This is a genomic window from Streptomyces piniterrae, from assembly GCF_005048155.1.
In the GTDB taxonomy this organism is placed as follows: Bacteria; Actinomycetota; Actinomycetes; order Streptomycetales; family Streptomycetaceae; genus Streptomyces; species Streptomyces piniterrae.
In genome coordinates, this window is sequence record NZ_SUMB01000017.1 from 1 (window position 1) to 26344 (window position 26344).

27 protein-coding genes are annotated in these 26344 nt (G+C 71.2%); 14 read left to right on the forward strand and 13 right to left on the reverse strand.

The window, feature by feature from the left end; translation table 11 throughout:
• Window positions 1–340: 340 nt before the first annotated feature.
• A complete protein-coding gene (locus FCH28_RS34785; RefSeq protein WP_187364004.1) occupies window positions 341–661 on the reverse strand; it encodes a hypothetical protein in 321 nt (106 codons plus the stop codon).
• 194 nt (window positions 662–855) lie between these two features.
• Here FCH28_RS34785 and FCH28_RS34790 point away from each other — a divergent pair, with 194 nt between their 5' ends.
• Both FCH28_RS34790 and FCH28_RS34795 read left to right on the forward strand, forming a co-directional pair.
• Window positions 856–2187, forward strand: a complete 1332-nt coding sequence (locus tag FCH28_RS34790; protein WP_246103472.1) for an NsdA family TPR-like regulatory protein — start codon at window positions 856–858, stop codon at window positions 2185–2187.
• A 108-nt stretch (window positions 2188–2295) separates the two neighbouring features.
• Window positions 2296–2484: a hypothetical protein gene (locus FCH28_RS34795; protein WP_136744339.1), complete on the forward strand. Its 189-nt coding sequence runs from the start codon at window positions 2296–2298 to the stop codon at window positions 2482–2484.
• A 25-nt stretch (window positions 2485–2509) separates the two neighbouring features.
• Here the strand turns inward: FCH28_RS34795 and FCH28_RS34800 are convergent, their stop codons facing one another.
• The 3 genes from FCH28_RS34800 to FCH28_RS34815 form a co-directional block, all read right to left on the reverse strand.
• Window positions 2510–3841: an LCP family protein gene (locus FCH28_RS34800; RefSeq protein WP_136744543.1), complete on the reverse strand. Its 1332-nt coding sequence runs from the start codon at window positions 3839–3841 to the stop codon at window positions 2510–2512.
• Between the two features lie 826 nt (window positions 3842–4667).
• A complete protein-coding gene (locus FCH28_RS34810; protein ID WP_136744342.1) occupies window positions 4668–5633 on the reverse strand; it encodes a M56 family metallopeptidase in 966 nt (321 codons plus the stop codon).
• 3 nt (window positions 5634–5636) lie between these two features.
• Window positions 5637–6146 (reverse strand): BlaI/MecI/CopY family transcriptional regulator, encoded by a 510-nt coding sequence (locus tag FCH28_RS34815; RefSeq protein ID WP_246103473.1) that lies wholly within the window; start codon window positions 6144–6146, stop codon window positions 5637–5639.
• Window positions 6147–6346: 200 nt separating this feature from the next.
• On the opposite strand from FCH28_RS34815, the gene FCH28_RS34820 reads away from it, so the two are divergent.
• Window positions 6347–6922 (forward strand): TerD family protein, encoded by a 576-nt coding sequence (locus FCH28_RS34820; RefSeq protein WP_136744344.1) that lies wholly within the window; start codon window positions 6347–6349, stop codon window positions 6920–6922.
• A gap of 67 nt (window positions 6923–6989) precedes the next feature.
• Here the strand turns inward: FCH28_RS34820 and FCH28_RS34825 are convergent, their stop codons facing one another.
• Window positions 6990–7445, reverse strand: coding sequence for a tellurite resistance TerB family protein (locus FCH28_RS34825; RefSeq protein ID WP_136744346.1), 456 nt, complete (start codon window positions 7443–7445; stop codon window positions 6990–6992).
• Between the two features lie 224 nt (window positions 7446–7669).
• Here FCH28_RS34825 and FCH28_RS34830 point away from each other — a divergent pair, with 224 nt between their 5' ends.
• The 4 genes from FCH28_RS34830 to FCH28_RS34845 all read left to right on the forward strand — a co-directional run bounded on the left by FCH28_RS34830 (window position 7670) and on the right by FCH28_RS34845 (window position 10013).
• Entirely contained in the window at window positions 7670–7918 is a 249-nt protein-coding gene (locus FCH28_RS34830; protein WP_246103482.1) for a hypothetical protein, read from the forward strand.
• Window positions 7915–8910: an acyl-CoA desaturase gene (locus tag FCH28_RS34835; RefSeq protein WP_136744350.1), complete on the forward strand. Its 996-nt coding sequence runs from the start codon at window positions 7915–7917 to the stop codon at window positions 8908–8910. The genes FCH28_RS34830 and FCH28_RS34835 overlap by 4 nt, the downstream gene beginning before the upstream one ends.
• Window positions 8911–8959: 49 nt before the next feature.
• Complete coding sequence (locus tag FCH28_RS34840) at window positions 8960–9379, forward strand: DUF5994 family protein (RefSeq protein WP_136744352.1); 420 nt, start codon at window positions 8960–8962, stop codon at window positions 9377–9379.
• 193 nt (window positions 9380–9572) lie between these two features.
• Window positions 9573–10013: a DUF6344 domain-containing protein gene (locus tag FCH28_RS34845; protein WP_222852477.1), complete on the forward strand. Its 441-nt coding sequence runs from the start codon at window positions 9573–9575 to the stop codon at window positions 10011–10013.
• Between the two features lie 39 nt (window positions 10014–10052).
• On the opposite strand, the gene FCH28_RS34850 is transcribed toward FCH28_RS34845, so the two are convergent.
• From FCH28_RS34850 to FCH28_RS34880, 7 genes are all read right to left on the reverse strand, one after another.
• The gene (locus FCH28_RS34850) at window positions 10053–10568 is read right to left on the reverse strand and encodes a Pycsar system effector family protein (RefSeq protein WP_136744354.1); all 516 of its coding nucleotides are present in this window, start codon (window positions 10566–10568) and stop codon (window positions 10053–10055) included.
• Window positions 10569–10599: 31 nt separating this feature from the next.
• Entirely contained in the window at window positions 10600–11928 is a 1329-nt protein-coding gene (locus FCH28_RS34855; protein WP_246103474.1) for a DUF4407 domain-containing protein, read from the reverse strand.
• Window positions 11921–13009: a hypothetical protein gene (locus FCH28_RS34860; RefSeq protein WP_246103475.1), complete on the reverse strand. Its 1089-nt coding sequence runs from the start codon at window positions 13007–13009 to the stop codon at window positions 11921–11923. Before FCH28_RS34860 ends, FCH28_RS34855 begins: the two co-directional genes overlap by 8 nt.
• 8 nt (window positions 13010–13017) lie before the next feature.
• The gene (locus FCH28_RS34865) at window positions 13018–15231 is read right to left on the reverse strand and encodes a hypothetical protein (RefSeq protein ID WP_136744358.1); all 2214 of its coding nucleotides are present in this window, start codon (window positions 15229–15231) and stop codon (window positions 13018–13020) included.
• Window positions 15224–16036, reverse strand: coding sequence for a nucleotidyl cyclase domain-containing protein (locus tag FCH28_RS34870; protein WP_136744360.1), 813 nt, complete (start codon window positions 16034–16036; stop codon window positions 15224–15226). The genes FCH28_RS34865 and FCH28_RS34870 overlap by 8 nt, the downstream gene beginning before the upstream one ends.
• Window positions 16037–16117: 81 nt before the next feature.
• Window positions 16118–16825, reverse strand: coding sequence for a Crp/Fnr family transcriptional regulator (locus FCH28_RS34875; protein WP_136744362.1), 708 nt, complete (start codon window positions 16823–16825; stop codon window positions 16118–16120).
• Window positions 16826–17115: 290 nt separating this feature from the next.
• Entirely contained in the window at window positions 17116–17403 is a 288-nt protein-coding gene (locus FCH28_RS34880) for a hypothetical protein (RefSeq protein ID WP_136744364.1), read from the reverse strand.
• A 119-nt stretch (window positions 17404–17522) separates the two neighbouring features.
• Here FCH28_RS34880 and FCH28_RS34885 point away from each other — a divergent pair, with 119 nt between their 5' ends.
• The 3 genes from FCH28_RS34885 to FCH28_RS34895 are packed head-to-tail and all read left to right on the forward strand — an operon-like array spanning window position 17523 to window position 20643.
• Complete coding sequence (locus FCH28_RS34885) at window positions 17523–18743, forward strand: site-2 protease family protein (protein WP_136744545.1); 1221 nt, start codon at window positions 17523–17525, stop codon at window positions 18741–18743.
• A gap of 16 nt (window positions 18744–18759) precedes the next feature.
• Entirely contained in the window at window positions 18760–19518 is a 759-nt protein-coding gene (locus FCH28_RS34890; protein WP_136744366.1) for a PP2C family protein-serine/threonine phosphatase, read from the forward strand.
• A gap of 9 nt (window positions 19519–19527) precedes the next feature.
• On the forward strand, window positions 19528–20643 hold the full coding sequence (locus tag FCH28_RS34895) for a CapA family protein (protein WP_136744368.1): 1116 nt from the start codon (window positions 19528–19530) through the stop codon (window positions 20641–20643).
• A gap of 35 nt (window positions 20644–20678) precedes the next feature.
• Here the strand turns inward: FCH28_RS34895 and FCH28_RS34900 are convergent, their stop codons facing one another.
• A complete protein-coding gene (locus FCH28_RS34900) occupies window positions 20679–21323 on the reverse strand; it encodes a CBS domain-containing protein (protein ID WP_136744370.1) in 645 nt (214 codons plus the stop codon).
• Window positions 21324–21605: 282 nt separating this feature from the next.
• Between FCH28_RS34900 and FCH28_RS34905 the strand changes: the two genes are divergently transcribed.
• From FCH28_RS34905 to FCH28_RS34920, 4 genes are all read left to right on the forward strand, one after another.
• The gene (locus FCH28_RS34905) at window positions 21606–23096 is read left to right on the forward strand and encodes an AAA family ATPase (protein ID WP_136744372.1); all 1491 of its coding nucleotides are present in this window, start codon (window positions 21606–21608) and stop codon (window positions 23094–23096) included.
• 91 nt (window positions 23097–23187) lie between these two features.
• Entirely contained in the window at window positions 23188–24771 is a 1584-nt protein-coding gene (locus FCH28_RS34910) for a protein kinase domain-containing protein (protein ID WP_136744374.1), read from the forward strand.
• 59 nt (window positions 24772–24830) lie between these two features.
• Complete coding sequence (locus tag FCH28_RS34915; protein ID WP_136744375.1) at window positions 24831–25367, forward strand: hypothetical protein; 537 nt, start codon at window positions 24831–24833, stop codon at window positions 25365–25367.
• A 79-nt stretch (window positions 25368–25446) separates the two neighbouring features.
• Window positions 25447–26307, forward strand: a complete 861-nt coding sequence (locus FCH28_RS34920) for a DUF4097 family beta strand repeat-containing protein (RefSeq protein ID WP_136744378.1) — start codon at window positions 25447–25449, stop codon at window positions 26305–26307.
• Window positions 26308–26344: the final 37 nt, after the last annotated feature.

Here is a 26344-nt window from a genome sequence, read left to right on the forward strand (position 1 = left end):
GCCACTCCGTCACGGACCGCAGCCAGGAGCTGCGCGCCCGGACGGAGGTGATGAGAACGCGGGGAACCAGCCGGACATCCAAAACCGTTCGGGATGTCCGCAGTGCACAGGTGTGGGTCCAAGACTCGCTCCTGCTCACTTAATTGGAACGGTTTGCTACTACCCAATCTCCGTGCGGCAGTGGTGGCACGGGAATCGGCACGGCGGAAGTTCGACGCCCTGTGGGAAGCGGACGATCCCTGACGCCATGTCGAGAGCGCCTCCGTATTCCGTCCACCATCCCTCTGGGGAATCGGCGTACGGGGTTCCTGTGAAGGGATCGTTCTGCGCGTCGCTCATGTCAGGCCGCCACCTTCATGCCGTGGATCCAGCGCGGGCCTGCGTCGACGCCGTGAACGGCCAGCCACAGGGTGCGGCGGCGCATGCGTCGCAGCCGTCGTTCTTGGCGCTCCTTGTGCGAGAGCACGTAGGGACGGATAAGGAGGGCGGCGTTCTCACCGCGCAGGAGTACGGGCTGTGGGACGGGTCGGCGGTGCGAGTGCGCCGTTGGCGCGTTCTCGTTGCGCGGGGTGGGCTCTGGGGCTGCGGATCGGTGGCGTCCCGGTGCGGGTAACAGCAGATTCAGCAGTGATACGAGCAGGTGCGCGATAGCGTGGGTCATGTCGTCAACTCCGTAGTAGTTGAAGGCCACGCCCCCGGACGCATGCACCGCGTCGCGGGGGTCCTCTTGTTGTCTGGTGAGGAGGGCCTGTCTCGCTCTAGGCAACCGCTCGGCTACGGCCGGCGGTACCGTTGCGCCAGAGCGGCGGATTTAAACCGTTTAAAGCGCCTGCGGGCGTGGGGAGTTGAGCGACCATGCCGAATGAGCCCCTGCAACGCCTGTTCGTAGACAGCGGCTGGACCTTGAGCCAGTGCGCTCGGGCCGTGAACCTGATCGGCAGAGAGAACGGGACGCCGCTCAAGTACAACGGTTCCGCGGTTCACCACTGGTTAGGCGGAACGATGCCGCGCAGCGAATCGGTACGTCGATTCGTAGTCGAGGCATTCACGCGCCGACTGCGGCGCCCTGTGACCCACGCCGAGGCCGGGTTCTCAACTCCAGCCGATGACGGGGAACAACCGCTCGATACGGTGGAAGGGGTGATCGAGCTAGGGAGGCAAGACGTGGACCCGTCCCGGCGCAGCGTTCTCGGGGCCGGCCTCTTCTCTGTCGCGCTCACCATCCCTGGTTGGCCGGACGTGATCGGTCGGGCCGAAGCGGTGCAGACGGGCCGGGCCCAACGCATTGGCATGAGTGACGTCGACATGGTCATCGCGATGACCGAGCGCGTATCCGACTTGGACGATCAGTTCGGTGGGCGCCACGCGCGGCCGATGGCGGCCTCGTTCATCGTCAACACGGTGGCCGCGTACCTGCGGGCCGATGCACCGGAAAACGCTCGGCAAGCCATGTTGTCGGCGGCCTCGGACCTGCTGTACCTCACCGGCTACATGGCGGTGGACGAAGGGTTGCACGGGCTCGCGCAGCGCTACTACGTCAAGGCCCTGGAGCTGGCCGGAGCGGCGGAGGACCACCTGACGTACTGCACCACGCTGCGGGGGATGAGCGTGCAAGCGGTTGATCTGCGCCACGGGGCCAAGGCAATGGAGCTGGCTGACGCTGCTGCCGCCGCGTCTCCGAAGGCCGGTCCCCGGATGCAAGCGTTCCTCGTCGGCCAGCAGGCGCACGCCGCCGCGCAGACAGGCGACCGTACAGGCGCACTGCGGTTCGTCCGAGAGGCCGAGGCGGCGATGGACCGCGCCGAGTCACGGGGCAAGATCTTCGGCGCGTACGACCCCGCAGCGCTCAACTACCACATCAGTCAGGTCCGTTACGAACTCGGCGACAGGACCGGAGCCGTCGAGGCCATGCACCAAGCGGACAAGCTCCGTCACACCGTCTACCGGCGCACGCGGGTGCACCGACGCGGCCTTCTGGCCGAGCGTCAACTGGAGGTCGGCCACCTCGAAGCCGCCTGTGACACGTGGCACCAAGCCCTCGACGACTACCCCAAGGTCCAGTCCGGTCGTGCCGACGACCGGATCAAGACCATGTTCGGCCTCATCCGCCCCCACCTGAAGACCGCGGCCGCCCGCGCCCTCCACGAGCGGGCACGGCTCGTCACGCCCGAACGCCTCCACGCGTAACCCGGGGCGGGCTGGATCCCGCGGACCCTCAAGTCTCCCTCAGATCACCACGTGTTCGCCTCGCGTTCCGTACGCTCGAATGATCGAACGTCAAGAACGGAGGGACCCATGAAATCCACCCTCGGCCGTCTTGGCCGTCTGGCCTCCCGCACCGTGTCATTCCTGCTGCACGGACGGCGGCCCCGGTTCGACCACTCCGAAGCCCACCGGGACGCCCACCCCAACCGAGACGCGAGCGCGCTCGACCACTACCGACCCTCTGCCGTACCAGGGCACATGTCGGGGCCGCTGATGTGACCGCAACCCCGCAGTAGCCGCAGGGCTACCAGCCCGTCATCGACGAGAAGTCCGGGCCGATGGTGAGCGTGACCACCCCGGCCGTCGCCTCCGCGGACTGTGTCAGCTTGGCGCCGGGGAGGCGGGAACCCAGCACCGCGGCCTGGGCTTTGAGGGCGGCGGGGTAGGTGATGGTGGTCTTGTCGGTGGCGGGGGCGTTGCCGGTGGCGGTGACCGGGAAGCCGAGGCCGCGCAGCCGTCCGGCGGCGGTAGCGGCCTGGCCGGCGACGCCGGTGCCGTTGAGGACGCGGACCTGGACGGCGCGCGCGGTGATCGGGCTCTTGGCTGCCTCGGCGAGCTTCTTCTTGCCGGCGGCGCCGATCTCCCGGTCGTGGGCGAGGTCGCTGAACAGGTCCCCGGCCTGCGGGTACTGCCAGATCACATTGGCCTTGTCGGTCGGGACGTCGGCCTCGCGGTAGTAGTTGGGCACGGTCAGGAACGTGAGGCGGTCGCTGGGAATGCCCTTGACCGTCGCGGCGAGGTCGTAGAGCGGCTTGAGGCCCGCCAGGTCGTTGTCGGTCTTGATGGACTTGGTGGCCGAGTCGAGGAAGTCGTAGAGGTCGCCGGGGCTGGTGAGCTTGTCCTGGGCCTTGGCGCCCATGGCCTTCATGAACTCCTGCTGGCGGCCGATGCGTCCGAGGTCGGAGCCGTCGCCGACGCTGTAGCGGGTGCGGACGTACCCGAGGGCCTTCTCGTCCCGGACGGTCTGGCAGCCCGCCTCCATGTCCAGGTGGGCCTTCTTGTCATGGATGGCGTGCTTGGGGCAGACCTCGATGCCGTCCAGGGCGTTGACCATGCCTTTGAAGCCCTGGAAGTCGATCGAGGCGAAGTGGTCGATGCGCAGCCCGGTGTTCTTCTCGACGGTCTTGATCGTGCAGGTGGCGGCCTTGCCGATTTCGCCGCTGTCACCGCCGATCGAGAACGCCTCGTTGATTTTGAAGTGGTGCGGGGAGGACTCGGAGCCGTTGCCGCGTTTGCAGGCCGGGATCTGCACCCAGGAGTCGCGGGGGAAGGACAGCGCGGTGGCCCACTTACGGTTGGCGGCGATGTGCAACAACATCAGCGTGTCCGACTGCATGGTGGTCAGGCCCTTGCCGTACTTGGCGTTGGCGCCCGCGCGGCTGTCCGAGCCGATGATCAGGACGTTCTTGGAGCCGGGGCTGAGGTTGACCGGCCGGTCGCCGTCGAGGCCGAGGTCGGCGCCCTGGATGTTGCCGTCCAGCTTGATGTAGACCCAGGCGCCGACGCCGGCCGTGGCGAGCAGCAGGATGCCGAGGACGCCGCCGGTCCAGGCGAGGATCCGGCCGCGGCGGGTCATCCGCAGCTTGCCGGGGCGGGCGCCGCCGCGGGCCGCCCCGCCGGCCCTGCGGGATCCGTCCGCTCTGCGGCTGCCGCGCCCGGCTCCGCGCGCGGGGGCGTCGGCGGCCGTACGGGAAGTCCTGCCGCCCGTGCGGGAAGCACCTCCGGCTGCGCGGGAAGTGCCCCCGCCCGAACGCGAGGCGCCCCCGCCCGTACGCGGAACACCTCCGCCCGTACGGGAAGCTCCGCCGCCCGTACGCGAGTTGATGTCCGCGGTCCTGCGGTGCGTCTGCCTGTCATGCACGCCGGTGGCCCTTCTGATCCTTCAAGTGCTTCGTGGGGGAGGGAGCGGCATCGGCGGCCGAGGCTGGCAGCGGTGGGGAGTGCGGCGGTAGCGGTAGGGGGTCGGTGGTCAGATGCCGGTGCTGGGGAGGAGTCTTACGGACTCGGGGTCGTAGTGGAGCCATTGTGGACGGGGGCCGCCCGAGGGAGTCCGCAGCCGGCACCATTCGTCGCCGGTGTCGTCCGTCCACCAGGCGGTGATCCGTCCCAATTCCCACGTGCCATCGGGGTATTGGACCTCCACGGGTTGGTAAACCCATCGCACCTCCGCCTCTGGAGGCGGACAATCCCAGGTCAGGAGTCCGCGCTTCGTCGCCATCTCCCCCTTCCGCCGCGCCCGTTGCCTGTGTGGGACGCAATTCTACCGGCCATATCTACAGTGTTGTAGAAGTTGTCCGATTGTGCACCGGATCACAGCGTTAGCGGCCGATTGCAGTGGTCGGGCGGTAATGCGTCGGGCGGGCGGTGCGGAGGCGGAGCGTTGACTGTGGATCAGTGTGCCCTCACAGCGGCGTCGCTGCCTTCAGAACGAGGAACAGGGCTACCGCGGCGTTCAGCGCGGAGACGGCGGAGGCGGCGGTGCCCGCGGCGGCGACCAGCGCGGCCAGCCCCGCCGGGGTCAGCGCCGGCGGCCAGCTGCGGGCCGGCGGCACCGGCGCCAGCAGCGCCGCCACCCGGCGCGGCACCGGACCCGGCTCCGGCGCCGCGAACTGCGCCAGCTCCGGATACGGCGCGGGCCGCGCCACCAGCGCCGCCTTGCCCACGGCACGGGCCGTCAGCCGCCGGTCTCCGACCTCGCGGGCCGCCTCCTCGTCCGCCCACCGCTCGGTGCTGAAGGCGACCGCGGAACGCAGCGGCAGAAGCAGCGGGTTGACGCAGCCCGCCAGCCGTACGGCCAGGAGATAGCGGTGGTGACGGCAGTTCAGATGGGCGCGCTCATGGGCGAACAGGGCCGCCCGCTCGTCGGCGTCCAGGCTGCGCAGCATGCCGCGGGAGACCGCGATCCGGCCGGGCCTGGCGGGACGGCCCGGCCGGCCCGGGGTGCCGGGCACCGCGTAGGCGTAGGGATCGTCGTCCGGCAGCACCGCGGGGTCGGCGCCGGCCGGCAGTACGTCCAGCGCCCGGTGCGTACGGGCGCGGATCCGGCGGTGGCGGCGCAGCGCGGTCCCGCATCCGGCGAGGGCGGCGGCCAGCGCGAGGATCGCGGCGGCCCCGGCGACCTCGGCGAACGGCACCGCGGCCCGCACCTCCGGGTCCGACCAGCCGTCGGGCAGCGGATTGCCGGGCAGCTGGGCGGTGCCGACGACCATCAGCAGGCCCAGGCAGAGCGTGCTGCACAGGCCGAGGACGGCGGCGAGCAGGGTCAGCAGGCGGGTGGTGCCGCGCGGGTGGAGGTGCTGTTCCGCGAGCCGGGCGATCGGCAGCGCGGTGAGCGGCAGGACGAGGGGCAGGAAGACGAAGACGCCCACCGGTCAGCCTCCGCCCGTTTCGTCGGAGGGGAGGGAATCGGAGGGGAGGGAAGGGGCGGCGTTCTTCGTTCCTGCCGCCCCTTCCGTGCCCTCCGCCGCTTCCGTCTCCTCCGTCGCACGGTCCAGGAGGCTGCGCAGCAGCTGCTCGTCGTGTGCGGAGAGCGCGGAGACAAAGCTGGTGAGGACGGCGTCCCGGTCCGGTTCGCCGTCCAGTACGCGGCGCATCCGCAGCGCGGCGAGACCGGCCTCGTCGGCGGCCGGCGTCCATACGTAGGCGCGGCCGGCGCGCTCGCGGGTGACGGCCTTCTTGGCGTGCAGCCGGGACAGGATCGTCATCACGGTCGTGTACGCGAGGTCGCCGCCGAGTCGTTCCTGCACCCAGGCGGCGGTGGCCGGCCCCTGCGAGTGGTGGAGCGCGGCCAGCACCTGGGCTTCCAGCTGGCCCTGCCCGCGCCGCCGCCCCCGCGTGGACGATCCGCCGAGCGGATCGCCCAGGGAGGACTTGCCGCCCATGCCGTCGCCTCCCGTCGCGCCGGGTGTCCCGCTGGCCGGGACGTCGGGGCATTTTACTGAGCGGCCGGCCCAGGGGCGCGGCCCGTGCGGCGGCCCGCGCATCGATCCGTACCGCGGCCCGTCGCCTCACGGGCGCTTACTTCTACACTCCTGTAGTTTTTGAGCTTCCGCATGCGGACACAACACCTGGAGGGGAAACCATGGGAGTCTCGCTGGCCAAGGGCGGCAATGTCTCGCTGTCCAAGGAAGCGCCCGGACTGACCGCGGTCACGGTCGGCCTCGGCTGGGACGTACGGACGACGACGGGCGCGGACTACGACCTCGACGCCAGCGCGCTGCTGTGCACCGAGACCGGCAAGGTCGCCTCGGACGGTCACTTCGTCTTCTACAACAACCTCACCAGCCCCGACGGTTCGGTGCAGCACACCGGCGACAACCTGACCGGCGAGGGCGAGGGCGACGACGAGGCCATCAACGTCACGCTGTCCGGCGTGCCCGCCGAGATCACGAAGATCGTCTTCCCGGTCTCCATCCACGACGCGGAGAGCCGCGGCCAGAGCTTCGGCCAGGTCCGCAACGCCTTCATCCGCGTGGTGAACCAGGCGGACGGGGTCGAGCTGGCCCGCTACGACCTGAGCGAGGACGCCTCGACCGAGACCGCGATGGTCTTCGGCGAGCTGTACCGGCACGGCGCGGAGTGGAAGTTCCGGGCGGTGGGGCAGGGCTACGCGTCCGGCCTGGCGGGCATCGCGGCCGACTTCGGCGTCAACGTCTGACGTCCGTGTCCGGGAGACGCAGGCGGGTGAGGGGTGGCCACGGCCACCCCTCACCCGTCTCCCGCTCTCAGAGATCGAACTCCTCCGGCGCGATGCCCAGCGCGAAGCACACCTCGCGCACCACCGCCTGCTCCGTCTTGTCGAAGTCGCCGTCGGCGCCGCCGATCACGATGCCGATCTGGATCACGGCCCGGCCCTCCACCGGCTTCTTCTTCACCTTTCCGATCTCCTGCAGCACCGCGACCTTGCCGAAGTCGAAGTCGGCGGCCAGCTTGTCGAGGTAGCCGTCGAAGCGGCGCTGGAGATCGTCCGCGGGGAAGTTCTGCAGCACCTCGTTCGTGGCGATCAGCTGGGCCACGCGCCGGCGCTCGGCCGGGTCGATGGTGCCGTCCGCGGCGGCCACCAGGGCGCATATCGCCATGCTCGCGTCCCGGAAGGCGCCGCTCTTGAGGTCGTTCTTCTTGGCGACGAGCTGGGTCTGCATCGTCTGCGCGGAATCCTTGATCCGGTCCCACAGAGCCATGGGGTCCTCCTCCGTCATCGGGTGTGCTCGGGTCATGCGTAGGCAAAATCTACAGGCTTGTAGAAGTTGGCCGTACGGGAAGGTCCCCACCTGGACGGTTCGGTAGCGCAATAACCGAGTTTGGGGCGATTTGTCGTCCGGGTTCGCGTACCTTGGAACCACCGAAGGGAATCCGTACGCCGGCCGTCGCGCCGGAATCGTCCGAGGTGCCTGAGGTGAGCACCATGCAGACCCTGTTGACCGTCATCGTGCTGCTGGCGCTGGTCGCTCTGGGGGCCCTCTTCATCGCCCGGGTCAACGCCCAGACGACCGGACGTCTCGCCACACACCGGTACGCGGCGCTGCGCCCGTCCTTCCGCCTCCGGCTGCGCAAGCGGCCGCACGGCGACACCTCCCACCCCGGACCGCACCAGGCCGGACCACCGCCACCCACGCCCCAGACGGGCGACGACAAGACAGGCGACGACTTGTGACGTCCACCGCCCGCAACGCCCCGCCACGGCAGCAACCGAGCCGGCAGTACGACGGGACGTCGCCGTTCCCCACCGATGATCATGAAGCCCCGCCGTCCGGCGGCCGTCGGATGTATGTGACGGTCACCGGAATCATCGTCGTCGCACCGTTCGTGGGCCTGGCAGTCGCCATCCCGCTGCTCTGGGGCAGCGTGGTACGCCCCGCCGACCTCGTACTCGCCGCTGTTTTCTACGTCGTCACGGGCCTCGGCGTGACCGTCGGATTCCATCGCGGCCTCACCCACGGCAGCTACACCGCGACCCCCGCGCTGCGCATCGCGCTCGCCGTCGCCGGGTCGCTGAGCTTCCAGGGCGATGTCATCGACTGGGTCGCCACCCACCGCCGCCACCATGCCTTCGCCGACCGCCCCGGCGATCCGCACTCCCCGTACCGCTACGGCACCAGCCTGCGCGGACAGCTGCGCGGCCTGGTGCACTCGCACATCGGCTGGCTGTTCGGCAACGACCCCACCTCGCACCAGCACTACGCGCCCGATCTGCTCGCCGACCGCGGCATCCGAGCGGTGGACCGGGCATTCCCCGCACTGTGCCTGCTCACCCTGGGCCTGCCGTTCGCGCTGGGCTGGGCCATCGGCGGCTCATGGGTCACCGGCCTCACCGCCCTCCTCTGGGCGGGTTTCATCAGGATCGCGCTGCTGCACCATGTCACCTGGAGCGTGAATTCGCTCTGCCATGTGATCGGTCAGCGGCCGTTCCGCACCCGCCGGTTCGACCGGGCGACCAACCTGTGGCCGCTGGCCCTGCTCTCGTTCGGTGAGAGCTGGCACAACCTGCACCATGCCGACCCGACCTGCGCCCGGCACGGCGTGGACCGCGGTCAGCTCGATCCGTCCGCCGCCCTCATCCGGCTCTTCGAACGCGTCGGCTGGGTGCGCGACGTGCGCTGGCCGGACCCGGCCCGGGTCGCGGCCCGCCGCGTCCAGGCGGGCTGAGGGGCTGCCCCGTGACGCGCCGCCCGTGACCTCCTTCCAGGAGCACACCATGACCTCCGCCTCCGGTGCTCTCCCCGAACACCCGGCCCCGCCACCCGTCGCCCGCGTGGCCGTCGCCCCGCACAGCGAGGCCGCGCGCCGGATAGACGGGGTCTGGTGGCCGCACTCGACCGAACTCGTCACCGAACTGCCCGAGCTGCTGGCCGCGTTGCCCTTCGACTGGCCACGGATGACGCACGCCACCGTGAACGGGACGAGGTGGTCCTCGCTGCCCTGCCACATCCTCGTCGCGGGCCATGTCGTCCGGCTGCGCAGAACCGCCAACCGGCCGGGCCCGGACACCATCTGCCTGGTCTCCACCGGCATCGGCCGCCGCGACCTGCTGATCCTCCCGCCCGACACACCCGAGCCGGAAGCCATCCGGATCATGTCGGAGATGGCGGGGACGGGACATCTGACGACGGCCTGAGGGGCGCCCCCGGCCTCTCCCCGCTGCATACGTCCCTACTGCACACGGGTGGTGTTCATCGGAAGAACGCCACCCCGGGGGCGTCGCTCCCGCATTCCTCGCATTTCGTACTCATCATAAGAAAACGCAACAGATGTGGCAGATGCAGCAGATGCAACGGATGCAACGGGTGCAGGAACGGAAAGAGGGGCGCATGGCTGCGACCAGGGTCATGAAGTTCTGGGCGGTGTGCCTTGCCGTGCTCGGCAAGCTGCTGGCCTCACTGGGCGTCTCCGCCGCGGCGGCGGCGGCGCGCCGGGAGGCGGCGATGTACGGGGACGGCGCGGACGGCACTCCGGACGCCGCCCCGGACCCCGTCCCGGGCCCTGACCCGGTGCCCCTGTACGGCAGGGCCACCGCCGCCCGGCGGATGTCCGAGGCGGGCGGGCAACTGCTGCCGCCCACCATCAAGCAGCGCATCCGAGCCGAGGCCCACGGCGGCTCGCCCACCCTGCGCAGCCGCCTCGCCACCGGCGCCGAGCCACTCCACACCGTCCCCGCAGGGCCCCTGCCGCACACCGGCACGGAGCCGGACGAGGTCCCCGTGCGCATCCCGGCGGCCCGCCGCCGCGCGCACGCCGACTGCGCGGCCTGAGCCCGGCAGCAGCGGACTGCCGGGCCCAGGCCACGCTCTTCAGCCGAGCGCTCCCAGCACCACACCGAGCGCCGTGAGCACGTAGAAGACCGCGGCGCAGACCATTCCGCGCCGGATACACCGGTACTTGGCCGTGACCGCCTGCGACAGCACGGCGAACTGGCTGACGTGCCGCTCCAGTGGATCGGTACGGCGCACGAGCGAGGCGAGCCGCCGGGTGGAGACCGTCGCGGGCACATCGCCGAAGTAGTGCGCGCGCTGTCGAACCGCCGGGCCCGTCCGCGGCACGATGGCCAGCCCCAGCAGGGACAGCGCCGGCGGCAGAGCCGCACAGCCCGCCCAGAACAGCGACTGGGCGACCGGCCCGTAGCGCAACGGGGTGATCCCGCCCGCGCTGACCGCGCCGATCAGGGCGGTCACCGCCACGCCGAGGCACGAGAGCATGAAGCCGGCCTTCTGGTCCGCCTTGAGCATTTCCTCGCGGGTCTCGGCCAGCAGCAGACGGGCCAGGACATCGCCCCGGCTCGCCTCGCCGTCCCCCCTCGAAACAGCCACTCGGGTTCCTTTCCGCAGGTCAGTAGGTTGTTCAGAGCGAAGAGGTGCGACGCAGCTCGTCCTCCAGCGCGTTCACCGCCTGGCTGACGCGGATGTTCATCTCCGCCACATGCTCACGGTGCGCGGCCGCGAACTCGGCCCTGCGCCGCCGCAGGTCCTGCTCGCACCCTTCCTGGGCGATCTCCAGATCCGCCATGGCCCGGCGTTCCGTGACGCGCACCGCGGCCTCGTGGACCTTGACGGCGCTGTTGCTCCTCGACGACAGCAGCCGGTCGTAGCTGTTCTCGTGGCTCAGGAACTTCACCAGCACCGGGAGCACGTCGATGAGGATGAAGAGCAGCCGCACCATCCACACGCCCACGAACAGCGCGGTGTTCTTGCCGGTGAGCGCCTCCAGCGCCTGCATGCGCTCCAGGACGCCGATGCCCTTCTGCTTGGCACGCTCCTGCGCCACACGTTCGGCGATCTCCTTGTTCCGCGCCGCGAGGAAGCTGCCACGGGAACGCGTGAGCCGGCCGCCGTCCCGCCCGATCCGCTGCTGCATGTCCGCCAGCCGCCGCTCGTTCTCGGCGGTGTGGTGGGTGCTGCGGTAGTCCCGCGCCTTCTCCCGCAGCCGCAGACACTCCGAAGTGCGCTGCAACAGACCGGAGGACGCGTTGCGGATCAGCTGTCGGCACTCGTCACGGACGTCCGAGTCGAGGGCCTCCAGCCGGCGGGTGTCCTGGTCGACGCGCTTCTGGAGCTCGGCGGTGTCCTTGCGGAGATCGCCGAGGTCGCGGAACTGCGCGCCGGGAGTCGCCGCGAAGGAGAGCAGATGGTCGCCGCAGTCCCGCGGCCGGCCGCCGGCCTTCTCCGACGGGTCGGGGTTGCAGCGCAGCAGATTGCCGCGCAGCCGGTCCAGCTCGCCGTGCCGCTCGTCCCGGATGCGTTCTTCCACCGCGGTCTGGAAGACCCGCAGCACCAGCGGCTCCGCGATCACCGTGCCCAGCATCAGGGCGACGACGAGCCGCATCAGCAGCGGGCCCGCGCGCCGCTTGGCGTTGGGCTGGGGTGCGATCAGCCAGCGGTCGAGGTTGAGGACGAACAGCATCCAGATCACCGCGGGGAGCAGCGCCAGGAACGACGCCTCGCCGATCGCCTCGTTCGCGAAGTTCCACATCGAGAAGGCGGCGATGACGGACGTACCGAGCACGACGCCGCCCAGCGCCGTGTACTTGCTGCGCTCGAACCACACCCAGGCGAGCAGGTTCTCGTCCACGCCGGTGAGCGAGCGCAGCCGGCGGGCGGGGTCGAAGCCCTGCGGCCCGGCCTGGTCGGTGGGTCTGCCGTACCCCTCCGGCAGTTTGAGGAAGTCAGTCAAGGAGCTCGTCCTCGTCCTTGATGTACCGGTGCGGCTCACGGTCACCGCGGCCGGTCAGCTTGGCGGGGGAGCCGCCGTCGCGGTGCGCCCCTGACCCGATGGCCTCGGACGGCGGAGACGCCGGGACCGACGCCCCGCCCGCGGGTCCGGAGCCGCGCTCCATGACCTGGTGAAGCACCTGCTGGTAGTCCACGTACTCCCCGGACGAACCCATCTGCTTCAGCAGCGTGAGGACGAGGTTGGCCTGGAGGTTGCGTTCGGCTTCGGCCTGTTCGTGGGCGCGTGCCTTGTCGTCGGCGACCGCCTGGTGCCGGCGCGCCCGGTCCTGTTCGTCCAGCCGGTGGGTGCGCTCGGCGATGTCGGCCACGTCGATCCGTTCGCGGGTGACTCCGAGGGCGTCCACATAGGCGCCGCCCTGATTGAGCAGCTCCGCGAGCCGCTGCACCGCCCTGGACTCGAACTCCTGCTGGCTGTCGAGCAGTTGCTGGCCACGGAGTTCGTCCCGCACCTTCTGTTCCCAGGCCCGCAGGTCGTCGGGGGTGAGCACCTCGATGCCGACGAACTCCACCGACATGCCGGGGATCCGCGGGGTCACGATCGTGCTGTACGCGGTCATCCGGCGGGTCGCCTGGTCCCGTACGGCGTTGACCTCCTCGATCCGGTGCGCCGCGCTCAGCCGTGACAGTTCGCTGTCCCCCGCGAGATAGGTGCGCAGCGGGACGGTGACGTCGTCGATGCCCTGCCGGGCGACGCTGGCGGCGTCGGTGACCTGGCAGGTGAAGGACGCCCGCAACGTGAAGACATCGGCCTCGCTCACCGAGGGGACGATCCGCTCGGCCTGCACCAGCCGGGCCCGGGTGTCCACCACGCTCACCGACGAGGCGTCGACGACATCGGCGTGGGACGGGTCGAAGGGCACCGCATCGGGGAACTCGCGGTACTGCCCGCCGACCCGGAAGACATAGACCGCTCCGGGCGGCAGCTCGGGCACCGCGACGACCCGACGGCGCCGTGGCCACCAGCCGCGCTCGGCCTTCTCCAGCGTCTGCTCCGCCACGATCGGGTAGTTCAACTCTTTCATCTTCTCCTTCAACTTCCTTGAAAGGAACGGGTGTTGGCCGGTACGGGGCGCTGTGCCGGGGTGTGACGCCGGGCCGGTGCGGGGCGCTGCGTCGAACCGAGCAGCACCCGCGCCAGCTGCTGGGTGCCGGGGATCGCGTAGTCGGGATGGCGCAGCGCCGCCGACATGTCGCCGCGCAGCGACGCCCACTGCCGGTCGTTCAGCGCCCCGCGCATCGCCTCGCCCAGCTCGCGCACCGGTCCGGTGGCCGACGGGTCGTCCTGGAGCGCGGCCAGCGTCCGGCACAGCGCGGCCACGGCCTGCCGGCGGCGCACGCTGAACAGCACGCCGATCCACAGGGATCCGAGCTGCCGGGCGGTCCCCGGGTGGGCCCGCAGCAGGAACGCCGCCAGCGGCTCCACCCCGCTCAGCCGGGAGGCCTCGAGCACTTCGATGGCGGTGTGCAGGGCCTCGACACGCTCCTTGCCGTGGGCGTCCGCGAGCTGCGTCCGTAGATAGCGGAGGAAGAACACCGCCCGCTCCGGCTCCTGCTCCGCGGTCGCGAGGAAGAGCACCAGCGAGCGCCGGGCGGCCATCGCCACCCGCTGGCCGCGGCCGGTCATCATCCACAGGGTGTTGAGCGCTTCGAGGCGGTACAGCGAGCCGACCTCACCGGCGAAGGCCATCGCCGCCGTGATGGCGCGCGACCACCCCTCGCCGAGCTGCGACCAGCGCATCGCCATGTTGAGCGCCTGGGAGGCCAGCCGCTCGTCCACGCACATGAACTGGAGGATGAACGCGGCGGTCAGCCGCTGGCTGCTGGTGCCGTTCGACCACGGCCGTAGCAGGTTCTCCTCGACTTCCGGGAGCGCGTGCCTGGCGAGCAGCGCCACGCCCCGTGCCACCTCGGCACGGACCTCGGGAGAACCCTCCATGGACAGCTGGTCGAGCCACTGCCGCAGCGGATACCAGAGGCTGTACCCGTACAGCTCGTGCAGTTCGCCGATGACCAGCTCACGGACCCGCGGCGAGGCGAAGACGATCATCCGCTCGCTGCGGCAGTGGTCCTCGCCCCGCTCCGTCCGCCGCTCGGCCACGGCGATCCCGACGGCACGCGACCTCCACCGCGCCCTGCTCTGCTCGATGTCCGGGGCCGGCGGCCCGGACCCGTCCTCCTCGCGCGGTGCCCCATCCTCGAACCGGTCCCAGTTGCGGGCATGCGCGCCCAGCAGCACGGTCACTGCCTCGAAGGTCCGCTCCGGCAGCCCTTCGGCGAAGGCGAGCGCCGCCATCGGCAGCAGATCACCGACCGGCGGGCGCTTGCCGAACCAGTCCTGGACGGTCTGCTTCGCGCCGTCCCGCAGGGCCACCAGGGCCGCCTCCGGGCTCTCGGACAGTTTCCGTGCCGCCCTGACGATGTCGCCGGGACGCCGCAGTTCGGCCACCCGTTCCCGCAGCTCCGAGGCGGTGTCCGGAGGCAGGTCGGGTATCGCCGCCATGTCCACGCAGTGGTCGAAGAGCGTCAGCGGGTCCGGTGGATGCCATGCGACGCAGAAGTCCTTGAGCGCCAGCCGGCGTTGTGCCGCGGGCGCGGCCGTCAGCACCAGATACGAGCCGCTCCGCCGCAGCGCGTCGCGCAGCTTCCTGACGGCGAAGCCCTGGACCGCGTCGTGGTGCGTCTCGCCGACATAGTCGAGGATCACATAGCCCTGGCCGGCCTTGAGGCTGCCCTTCGACTCGAGTTCGGCCAGCGAGTTCGCCGGCGACAGGCTCCGCAGCCCGACGCCCCGCCCCAGCACGTCCCGCAGCATCGAGAACGCGCCCGCCCGCCGCCCGCTGCCGTCCTCGCCGGCCAGCACCAGAAGGTGGTCCGCCTGGAGCCGGCCGGCGGCCTCGTCGTACCCGTCCGGATGCAGATAGTCCGTCAGCACCCGGTCGATCTCGGCGGCTTCCACAAAGCCGGGGGCCAGTCCCGGCGCCGCTGCCGCACCGAAGCCGAAGACCGCGTCCGCCGCGTCGACGTGCCCGTAGAAGTTGTTGTAGACGCGCTGCCCGAGGGCTGTCGTGAGGTCGTCGTAGCCGTCCTGGTCATCGGCCTCAGGACCGCTGTCGGCGGCTCCCGCGCCGCTCGGCCCGCCGCTCCGCTCCGGCTCCTCCCCGGAGAGCTCCGCGGCTCCGTCGCCCGGTGACGGCTCTTCCGGGGGCCGTGGCGCGGGGGGCTCGTCGACGCCGGGGTCAGCCATTGACGTTGCCGAAGCCGAGGACGCTGCCGCGCAGGTCCACCCGGTCGGTGAAGTTGTTGACGTTGACCTGGTGTCCGTTGATGTCGTTGCGCACACCGGAGCCCGCGCCCGCGCGGTTCTCCGCATCGCGGCGGCCGGCCCCGCGGCCCTGCTCCGCCGCCGCGAACTCCCCCTCACCCGGACCGTTTTCCGGTCTCTCGGGCCCGAGTTCGAGCGTATGCACGTCGTGTCCGGGCACCCACAGCCAGGCGCCCGCCTCGTACTCCTTCTCCTGGACGGTCACGCGCCGGAACCCGCCCGCGGTGAGTGTGGTGTGCCCGCCGGCGACCGTCGACAGATACACCTCGTCGGACAGGACGAGCGCCAGGTCGGTGCCGGGCGCCGCGGTCAGCGCGCGGCGCAGCGGGGCCGAGTTGAGCAGCCGGCAGGTGGTGACCACGGTCCGCCCGGCGAAGCCGTTGTCGGCCACCTCGACAGGGCCGTGGTGGACCGCGGCCCTGATCCGCATCCGGGCGCTGCTCTTCCGGTCCTCGTTGTAGGCGGCGAGCCCCGCGGTGATGTGCCGGATGTAGTCGTCCACGATCCGGGGTTCGGATCCGTCCAGGGGGGCGACGGCCAGTTGCTCGTCGCCCTTTGCCTGGATATTCCACCGGGACCGGTCCAGACCGGAGTGCAAAGCGGCCCGGGAAAGCAGCCGTGGCAGATCGTGCTGGATTTCGGATTGCCGGCGGTCGTTGTTGCCTCCGTACGCCTGGACGTCGAGGGCAATGCAGGTGCAGGGGTAGTACCCGGCCTGTTCGGCCACTTGAACTTTCCTCCCTCCTTCGCGGAGTTCCCGCGAAGCGTGGGAGAGACGTTAGGAGGGCCGGTTGGCGGCGATCCCGTACTAATACGGGTTCTCGGCACCGATTTTCGCGAATTCCAGTAACTTCGGAATGTCACTGACCGTGATCCGACGGTAATTGCGCTCCACCAGTCCCCGCTGGGCCAGCGAGGCGAGCGCCTTCTCCGCGGTGGGCAGCGCGAGCCCGGCGAGCGAGGCCAATTCCGACTGGGTGAGCGTCACCCCGAGCACACTGCGCTTCCCGCCGGAGTCGTCGACCGGCTGCCCGTAGGCCTGCGTCAGCTCCGCGACCACGCGTGCCAGCCGGGTGGACGCGTCGTACGCCCGGAAGTCCAGACGCAGCTTGTTCGCCCAGCGCAACCGGGCGCTCATCATGCGGAACAGCGCCACCATGGCGTCCGGGTGCCCGGTCAGGAACGCTTCCAGCGCGGGCCGCTGGATGATGCGCGCGGTAACCGGGCTGCAGGCGATCACCGTGCCGGAGCGGGGCCGGTCCTCGAAGGCCGCCATTTCTCCCACGAGGTCGCCGGCCACGCGTATCGCCAGCAGCATCTCGAAGCCGTCTTCCGACCGTGTCACCACCTTGACCACACCACTGGTGATCAATAGGACATGGCTGCTCCCGTCGCCCTGATGGAGCAGCGGCCGGTGGGCCGGATATTCGGTGCGGGTGCCCAGCTGTGTGAGGTCTTCGAGGGTGCCGTCGCGCAGTCGGCCGAGGAACGTCGAAGGCGACCATGAGCGGGTCATCGGACCATCCCGCGCCGGGTGAGGGATAAATGCCGGATTCGTGACATCGACATGCGCTATTGCCCCCGCTTTTCGTGACCGACCCGACCGCGCTCCGTTCTCGGGCGCATACGTTCCGTCCATGGTGCCGCTACCGGAGGAAAGCGGAAGCCGAATAAACGGCTTTGGCCGAATTCCGCGACTGAATTCGGCTCGATGTTCGGTCGCGTCGAACTGGCGGCCGGGCGCTGCGGTGGTGCCGAGCCGACGTGGTCGCCCGCCGCCTCGGACGACCCCCTCGGACGACCGCCTCAGACGAACGACCGCTCCGGCATCGGCACTTCCACGCCGTCGAGTTCCAGCGTGCAGTGCGGCCTGGACGGGACGAGGTGCGGCTCGCGTACCCGGACGCGGAGCGGGCGGGCGGGGTCCTCGGGGAGTTCGGCGCGCAGCACGGTCATCCCGCGGCCGTGCGCCTTCCGGTAGGCGACCACCTTGCCGTCGACCAGGAGCTCGATCTCGCCGTCTCTGCCGGGCCCGACGTGCACGGTGATCGAGTGGTCGCCCCGGTCCAGGTGGAAGTGGTGGCTGTGCCCCATGACGCACCTCCCGCAGTGCCGTCCGTACGTCCCAGTGTCCCCCCTCGCCCCGCTTCGTACCCGCCGAGCTGCACCGATGCGCGCTTCGCGAGCGACAATTGTGGTGGATGGGAGACGCGATGAACGGCTCGGTCCGTGTCGGACATGTGGTCGGGGTCCCGTTGCGCATGCACTGGAGCGTGCCGCTGCTGGTGGTCCTCTTCGCGTACGGGCTCGGCCGTCAGACCCTGCCCGCATGGACGCCGGGGCGCTCGGACGCCGTCTACGCGCTCGCCGGCGTCGTGGGTGCCGCGCTGCTGATGGGCAGCCTGCTGCTGCACGAGACGGCACACGCCGCGACCGCCCGGCGGAAGCAGATCTCGGTCCAGGACGTGACGCTGTGGGCCCTGGGCGGCATCACCAGGATGGGCCGGCCGCAGACCGCGAAGGCGGCCTTCGTGGTGGCCGTCGCCGGGCCGCTGGCCAGCCTGGTCATCGGCGGCGCCGCGCTCGGCGCGGGCTTCGGGCTGCACACGCTGGCCGGCTGGGCGGCGGTGCCCGGCGTCGTCCTGATGTGGCTCGGCTGGGCGAACCTGTTCCTGGGCGTCTTCAATCTGCTGCCGGCCGTGCCGCTCGACGGCGGGCGGGTGGTGCAGGCGCTGCTGTGGTGGCGTACCGGAGACCGCGACCGGGCGGAACTGGCCGCTTCCCGGAGCGGCCAGGTCATCGGCCTGCTGATGGTGGCCCTCGGCTGGATATCGGTGCTGCGCGGGTCGCCGGGCGGGCTGTGGATCGTCTTCATCGGCCTGTTCATCATGGTCGTGGCCGGGGCGGAGCGACGGCGCACCGCGTTGAACACAGCGCTGCGGGACATCCGCGTCGCCGAGGCCATGTCCAGCCCGGTGGACACCGGCGCCGACTGGCTGACCGTCCAGCGGTTCATCGACGAGGTGGCCGTGCGGGCCCGTCATTCCGTCCTGGCGCTGCTCGACTTCGAGGGCCGTCCCAGCGGGATCGTGCAGGTGGGAAGGCTCGCCGGGATACCGGGACCGCGCCGCGAGACCCTGCGGGTGCGCGAGGTGGCGACACCGCTGTCCCAGTGCGCGGTCGCCGCGCCGGACGATCTGCTGAGCGAGGCGATCGACAAGCTCAGCCTGCGCACCGGTATGCGGATCCTCGTCGTGGACGGGGGGCGGCTGGCGGGGATCGTCACCGGGAAGGACATCTCCCGGCTGATGCAGCGGCACACCCTGGGCGGCAGGCGGCCGGACGGCAGCCGTTCCGAGGACACGTGGTCCGACGGCAGGCGGACCGATGACGACGGGACCGGGACCGGAACCGGTGACGACGGGACCCGCTGAGCGCTCTGGAGGTCTGATGCGGTACGTAACGGTCACTGCCCTGAGCCACCCCGGGCTGATCCGCGAGCACAACGAGGACAGCCTGGTGGCCGGTCCGTGGACGCTCTGCGGCACCGTGACGGAGAACCCGCAGACGCTGGTGTTCCCGCTCGGCAGCCCGCTCGTCGTCGCGGTCGCCGACGGCATGGGCGGGCAACCAGGCGGCGAGGTGGCCAGCGCGCTCGCCGTCCGGCATCTGGCGTCGTACGGCCCGACGCTGGACAGCGAGGAGGCCGTCCGGGACGCCCTGAAGCTCTGCAATCACGCGGTGTACGCGGCCGCCGAACGCGATCCGACGCTGCTCACCATGGGCACCACGGTCGCCGGCGCCGTCGTGCTGCCGGACTCGCTGCTGGTGTTCAACGTCGGCGACAGCCGCGTACTCGACGCCACGTCGGACGGGCTTCGCCAGGTGAGCGTGGACGACAGCCCGCCGCTGCCGCCGGGGCGGCGCACCACCTCGCTGGTCACCCAGTCGCTCGGCGGCTCGGACCGGTACAGCGCCATCACCCCGCATGTCACCACGTCCCCACTGGCCACCGGCTGCCGCTACCTGGTGTGCACCGACGGCCTGACCGACCCCGTACCGGAGGACGCCCTCGACGGCCTGCTGCGGGCCCACGACGACGGCCGGGCCGCCTTCGAGCTGTGGAAGTCCGCCATCGAGGCGGGCGGCCCCGACAACATCACGCTCGCCCTGATCGGCGTCGGCGGCACCTCGGACACACTCGGCTAACCTGGGGGAATGGGCGGTGACTTGATCACCGTGTTCCTCTGCGGTGATGTGATGCTCGGCCGCGGCGTCGACCAGATCCTCCCGAACCCCGGCGACCCCGCGCTGCGGGAGTGGTACGTCCGCGACGCCCTCGACTACGTCGCGCTGGCCGAGGCCGCCAACGGCCCCATCCCCCGCCCGGTCGACTTCTCCTGGCCCTGGGGGGACGCGCTGCGGGTGCTCGACGACGTCGCGCCCGCCGCCCGGGTGATCAATCTGGAGACCAGCGTCACCGCGGACGGAACCTTCGCTCCGGGCAAGGAAGTCCACTACCGGATGCACCCCGGGAACGTCCGCTGCCTGGCCGCCGCCCGCCCCGACGTCTGCGTGCTGGCCAACAACCATGTCCTGGACTTCGGCCACCGCGGACTGGACGAGACGCTGGACACCCTGGCGGGCGCGGGGCTGCGGACGGCCGGCGCGGGCCGGGACGCGGACGCGGCGGCCCGGCCGGCGATCGTCCCCGTCGAGGGCGGCCGCCGGGTCGTGGTCCTCTCCTTCGGCATGCCGTCCAGCGGCATTCCGGGCTCCTGGGCCGCGACCGCCGACCGGGGCGGGGTCGACTACGTGGCCAGGCCGTCGGACAGCGCCGCGGCCGGGATCGTCGGCCGCGTACGCGAGGTGAAACGACCGGGCGACATCGCGGTGGCCTCGGTCCACTGGGGTTCCAACTGGGGCTACGAGGTGCCCCGTGACCAGGTCGCCTTCGCACGTGCGCTGATCGACGGCGGAGTGGACGTGGTGCACGGGCACTCCTCGCACCATGCCCGCCCCCTGGAGGCGTACCGGGGAAAGCTCATCCTCTACGGGTGCGGCGACTTCATCGACGACTACGAGGGCATCACCGGCTATGAGCAGTACCGCGACGACCTGCGGCTGCTCTATCTCGTCTCGCTGGAGCCGGACACCGGCCGCCTCGCCGACCTGCGGATCACGACGTTGCAGGCGTGGCGGATGCGGCTGCGGCACGCGTCGCACGAGGACGTGCTGTGGATGCGCGCGCTCCTGGACCGGATCGGCTCCGGGTTCGCCTCGCACATCGATCCCGGGCCGGAGGGCGACGCGCTCGTGCTGAGGCCGTCATGAGGGCCCGGGTGCCGCTTCAGGGCCCCGGTGCCGCTTCAGGTCCCTGGTGCCGCTTCGCCCGTGTCATCCGCTTCGTTCGCTTCGTCCGTGTCGCCGCGAGTGGACCCGAGCCGGTTGACGACCTGCACCACCCCGTCCACGCTGGCGCAGAGCCGCTCCACGATGGGGATCAGGCTGCTGCGCTCCACCGTGCCGCTGATCGTCACCGTGCCGTCGGCGACATCGACGGTGAGGGCGGACGGCGCCAGCCCCAGGGTGCCGATCAGGATGTCCTCCAGGATCTCCTCCTGGATCGCCCGGTCACGCCGCAGGAACAGCTGCATCAGGTCACGGCGGCTGATCACTCCGATGAGCCGGCCGGAGTCGTCGACCACCGGCAGCCGCTTGATCTTCTTCTCCTCCATGGTCCGCGCCGCCCGGACCGCGCTCCACTCGGGCCGGGCCACGATGGCCGGGCTCGACATCAGCGCTTCGGCGGTGCTGGGCCCCCGCTCCCCGGTATGCCTGCGCAGCAGATCCGCTTCGGACACCACACCCACCGTCCGCTCGTCCTCGTCGACGACCGGCACGGCGGTGATGCCGTATTCGTCGAGCAGCCGGGTGATCTCCTTGAACGTGGTGCCGGGCTGGACGACCACGGCGTTCGGCGTCATCAGATCGGCAACGCTGCGATGCCTCATCGCCGGCCATCCCTTCGCGGCAGCGGGTCTCCCGTCCGTACGCCTGCCTCCGCACCGCGTGCCCGCGGTGTGCCGACGGCGTAGTCACGAGCGTGCACCGCCCGGCCGGCCCGCGGGTAGGGCCGAGCGGGACCACGCGGGAGGACATGCCCCGGACGGACCACCGGACCGGCGCGCGCCGATCACCGGCGGTGTACTTGACGCACACCACTCGACCCACAGAACCCGACGCGCAGAACTCAACGCACACAAGTAGTGGCCACCGAGCGAGGGGAGCGGTCCGTGTCGCCCTCGGATGCCGCCGACCGCCCGGCCCCGCCGGACCGGATGTTCGACCGGGAGGCCGAGTGGGACGACCTGCTGCGCTTCGTGTGCGACACCCGCCGGGGCGCCACGCTCGGCCTCGTCTCGGGACAGCGCCGGTACGGCAAGACCTATCTGCTGGAGGCGATGGTCAAGGCCACCGGCGGTTTCTACTTCGACGGCCAAGCCGCGGCCGAGGCCGAGTCGCTGCGCCGCCTCGCCGACCGCCTCGCCGAACACACCCGGGCGCCGCAGCCACCCCGCTGGCACCGCTGGGAGGACGCCCTCGACGCGCTGCTGGCGCTCGGCGACGAGGGCCCGGTCCCCGTGGTCATCGACGACTTCCCCGACCTCGTCGGCCAGAGCCCCGCGCTCCCCGCCGTCATCCACAGCGCCTACCGCCGGCTGCGCACGGAGCGACCGGAGAACCGCACCCGGCTGATCCTCAGCGGCGGCATCCCCTCCATCGTGACCCGACTCTTCTCCGGCCCTTCCTCGCTGCACGACCTCGCCGGTCTGGAACTCGCGGTGCGGCCCTTCGACTTCCGGACGGCGGCCCGGTTCTGGGGCATCGACGACCCCCGGCTCGCGGTGCAGGTGCACGCCGTCGTGGGCGGAACTCCCGCCTACCGGGGCGACTTCGTGTGCGACGACGCGCCCGCCGGCCCTGACGACTTCGACGCCTGGGTGTGCCGGACCGCCCTCAATCCGCGGGTGCCCCTCTTCTGGGAGGCGCGCCATCTGCTGGAGGAGGAGGCGGACCACGCGGACCGGGCGCTGTGCCACTCGGTGCTGGTCGCGATCGCGTCCGGCTGCGCCACCCGCGGCGAGATCACCGATTGCGTCGCGGGCTCGCTGAACGACGTGTCCCATGTCCTGGTGGTGATGCAGAACCGCGGTCTGCTGCACGGCGAGCCGGACGCCTTCCGGCCGGGCCTGACGCGCTATCGCATCGCGGAGCCGCTGCTGGCCTTCGAGCACGCCGTCGCCTGGCCGCACCGCGTCGCACTGGAGCAGGAGGACGTCGCCGAGGCCTGGCGCCGGGCCCGCCGCGTCTTCGACGCCGCCGTGGTCGCACCGCACTTCGCCCAGCTGTGCCGGAACTGGGTCCTCGGGTTCGCCGCCCCGGACACCTTCGGCGGCGCCCCCGAAGAGGCCGTACGCGGCACCGTCCCCGATCCCGCGCGGCACACCAGGCTCGATGTCGACGTGGCGGTACGCGGCATGACCGACGGCCGGCCCGGGGTCCTGCTGTCGCTCGGACTCGCCCGCTGGAACGAGACCATGGGCGCCGATCACCTGGACCATCTGCGCCATATCCGCTCCGTCCTCGCCGCCTCCGGCGAGGACACCAGCCAGGCCCTCCCGGCCTGCTACAGCGCGACCGGCTTCACCCCGGAACTCCACGCGGCGGCGGCCAGGAACGAGGTCCTCCTGATCGACGCGGACAGGCTGTACGGCGGCGAGTGACCGGCCGGTTGCGTGGGTCACCCGGGGGAACCCGCCCGCGCCCCACGACGTCTTCCGGCGTGTTGGCGGTGGCGGTCCGTGGAGGAGCCCGGTGGAGCACAGGATTTTGGGGCAGCGCTACGAGCTGGTGGAGCAGCTCGGGCACGGCGGTATGGGCACGGTCTATCGGGCCGTCGACCGCCGGTTGCGCCGCACCGTCGCCGTGAAGACGCTCTCCGCCGAGCTGGCGCTGCAGCCCGAGTTCCTGGCGCGGTTCCAGCGCGAGGCGCATGCCGCCGCCGCGCTCAACCACCCCGGCGTGGCCACCGTTCATGACGTGGGCGAGGACGCCGCGGGCGGTGCCGCCGAGCCCTATCTGGTGATGGAGTACGTGGCGGGCCGGACCCTCAGCCAGGTCCTCGGCGACGGCACGCTCCCGGTGGCGCAGGCCGTCGACATCGTGGGCCAGGTGCTGGAGGCCCTGGAGCACAGCCACCGGCACGCCATCGTGCACCGCGACATCAAGCCCGCGAACGTCATGCTCACCGGCACCGGCACGGTCAAGGTCGTCGACTTCGGCATCGCGAAGGCGCTCAGCGAGGTGGCCACCCGGCTGACCGGAACGGGCGTGGCGGTCGGCACTCCCGCCTATCTCGCCCCCGAGCAGATCAACGGAGCCGAGACCGACCACCGTACGGACCTGTACGCCGTGGGCTGTCTGCTGTACGAGCTGCTCACCGGCCGTCCCCCGTACACCGGGGACTCGCCGTTCTCCGTGATGCACCAGCACCTGGCGGCGGAACCGGTGCCGCCCTCGCGGCTCCGCCCGGAGCTGCCGCCCGCGCTGGACGAGGTGATCGCACGGGCGCTGCGCAAGAGCCGGGCGGACCGCTTCCCGGACGCCTCCGCGATGAGGACGGCGCTCGACGCGGCCTCCCGGGCCGCCGCACCGGCGGCCCCGGTGCGTACCCCCACCACGCTCGACCCCGCCGCGGGGGCGATCACCCCCATGGCGGCCGACTCTCCCGACTCTCCCGACTCCCCGGCGCCTTCCGGGAGGGAGCGAGCCCCGAAGCCCGCCCGTCGGGGACCGGCGCGCGTGGTGTTCCGGCCGACCGCCGAGGGTGCCGTCGCGCTGCTCGGCTGCTTTCTCTCGGTGATGGTTTCCCGGTCCGACATGATCGAGGTCGGCCAGTTCTCCCGGGTCGCGCTGCTCGCCGGCATCGCGGGGGCGGTGTTCCTCCTGTGGTCGGCGCGGCTCGCGTGTGCGGTGGCGTGGGGGCCGGTGGCGGAGGCGGTGGCCGCGTGGTCGGAGCTGGCCCGCGGGTACGTCGGCTGGGACACCCGCTATGTCATCGTCGCCCTGGTCCTGGGCGCCGTCGCCGCCCTGTGCTTCGCCGCCGGGTACCGGGACGAGCGCGGGGGCGGGTTCGCGCTGGTGGCGTGCTGGTTCACCGGACTGACCTCGGTCTGGTTCTTCCTCGACGACCTGGACAAGATCGGCGTCTTCTACGTCCTGCTGCTGGGGGTCACGCTCGCCATCGGCGCGCAGGCGCTGGCCGCACGTATCCGAAGGGCGTCCGCGGAACGCGCCGCTGAGCTGCACGATCGCGCCGGTGTCGGCGAGGTCTCCGGGGCGCGTGGCGCCAGCGAGATGCGCGATGGCGCGCAGCGTGGTGCCACCATGGCGCCGTAGGTGCCACTTCGACGCCACGATGGCTTGCGATGGCGCCATCATGGCGTTACGGTAGTGCCATGGATCTGACGCCCTACGTCGACAACCTCCGGCATGAGCTCGCGGTCGCCGCGGATGCCGGTGGGGACGAAGCCCGTGCCCTGGCCGAGCGGCTGACCGCGCCTTTGGAGTCGGCCGCCCGGCTGACCTTGCTGAACGCGCTGTCCGCCGCGATGGGTGAGGTCACCCGTGATCTGGTGCCGGGCTCGGTCGACGTACGGCTGCGCGGGCTGGATCCGGAGTTCGTGGTGACACCGCCGCCGGGGTACGAGGCGTTCGAGGAGGAGGCCGGGGAGCCCGAGAGCGCCCCGACGCCTGTGCCGGCGCCTGTGCCTGTGGCGGATGCCGAGGAGGGCGGCACCGCGCGTATCAACTTCCGGCTTCCGGCTCATCTCAAGGCCCGGGTCGAGGAGGTCGCCGGCCAGGAGGGCCTGTCGGCCAATGCCTGGCTGGTGCGGGCGGTTGCCACTGCGCTGGAGCAGCCCGGTGAGCGGGCTCGCCCGGCGGCCGGCCGCCGGGCCCGCGGGCAGCAGGGCTTCACGGGCTGGGTCCGCTAGCCCGGCACCACACACCCACTTATCCACTCACCCGCCTGACCGGCGGGAACGCAGACATAGCCAGGAGGACGGGACAGCCATGCCAAGTTTCGACACGCCCGAACCGATCGTCGCCACCCTCGAATTCGACTGCGGCTCGGTCCGGATCATCGCGAGCAACCGCACCGACACGGTCGTCGAGGTGGTGCCGAGCAATGACGCCGACGAGGCCGACGTACGGGCCGCGGAGCAGACCAAAGTGACCTGCTCGGGCGGCGAGTTGCTGGTCAAGGGGTCCAAGAAGCGCTCCCTGTTCGGTAAGAGCGGCTCGATCGACGTGACCGTCGAGCTGCCGACCGACTCCGACGTCCTGAGCGTGTCGTCAGCGGGGACGCGGCTGGCGGCTCCCATGGCGGACTTCCTCTGCGAAGGCCGCCTGGGGCAGTGCCGGCTCAAGACCTCGGTCGGCGCCATCCAGGTCGATGAGGCGGCAGCCGTCGATCTGCGGACCGGCCACGGCCGCATCGGCGTGGACCGCGTGACGGGAGACGCCGAGCTCGTCGGGGCGGGCCGGGTCGAGATCGGTGAGGTCGCGGGCGCGGCGAGCGTCCAGAACGGCAACGGGGAGACCGTGATCGGCGAGATCACCGGCGACCTGACGGTCAAGGTGTCCAACGGCGCCATTTCCGTGGACACCGCGCATGCCTCGGTCGACGCCAAGTCCGCCAACGGTGACATCAGGATCGGCGATGTGATGCGCGGTCAGGTCACGCTGCAGGCCGCCATCGGCGATCTGGAGGTCGGCATCCGCAAGTCGACCGCCGCCTGGCTCGACGTCCACACCCGGGTCGGCCGTGTGCACAACTCCCTCGGGGAGTCCGAGGGCCCCGGCGACGCCGCCAACAAGGTCGAGGTACGCGCCAACACCGGCGTCGGCAACATCACCATCCGCCGCGCCTGACCACCCGACCACCTGACCTGACCACCTCAGCGGCGGC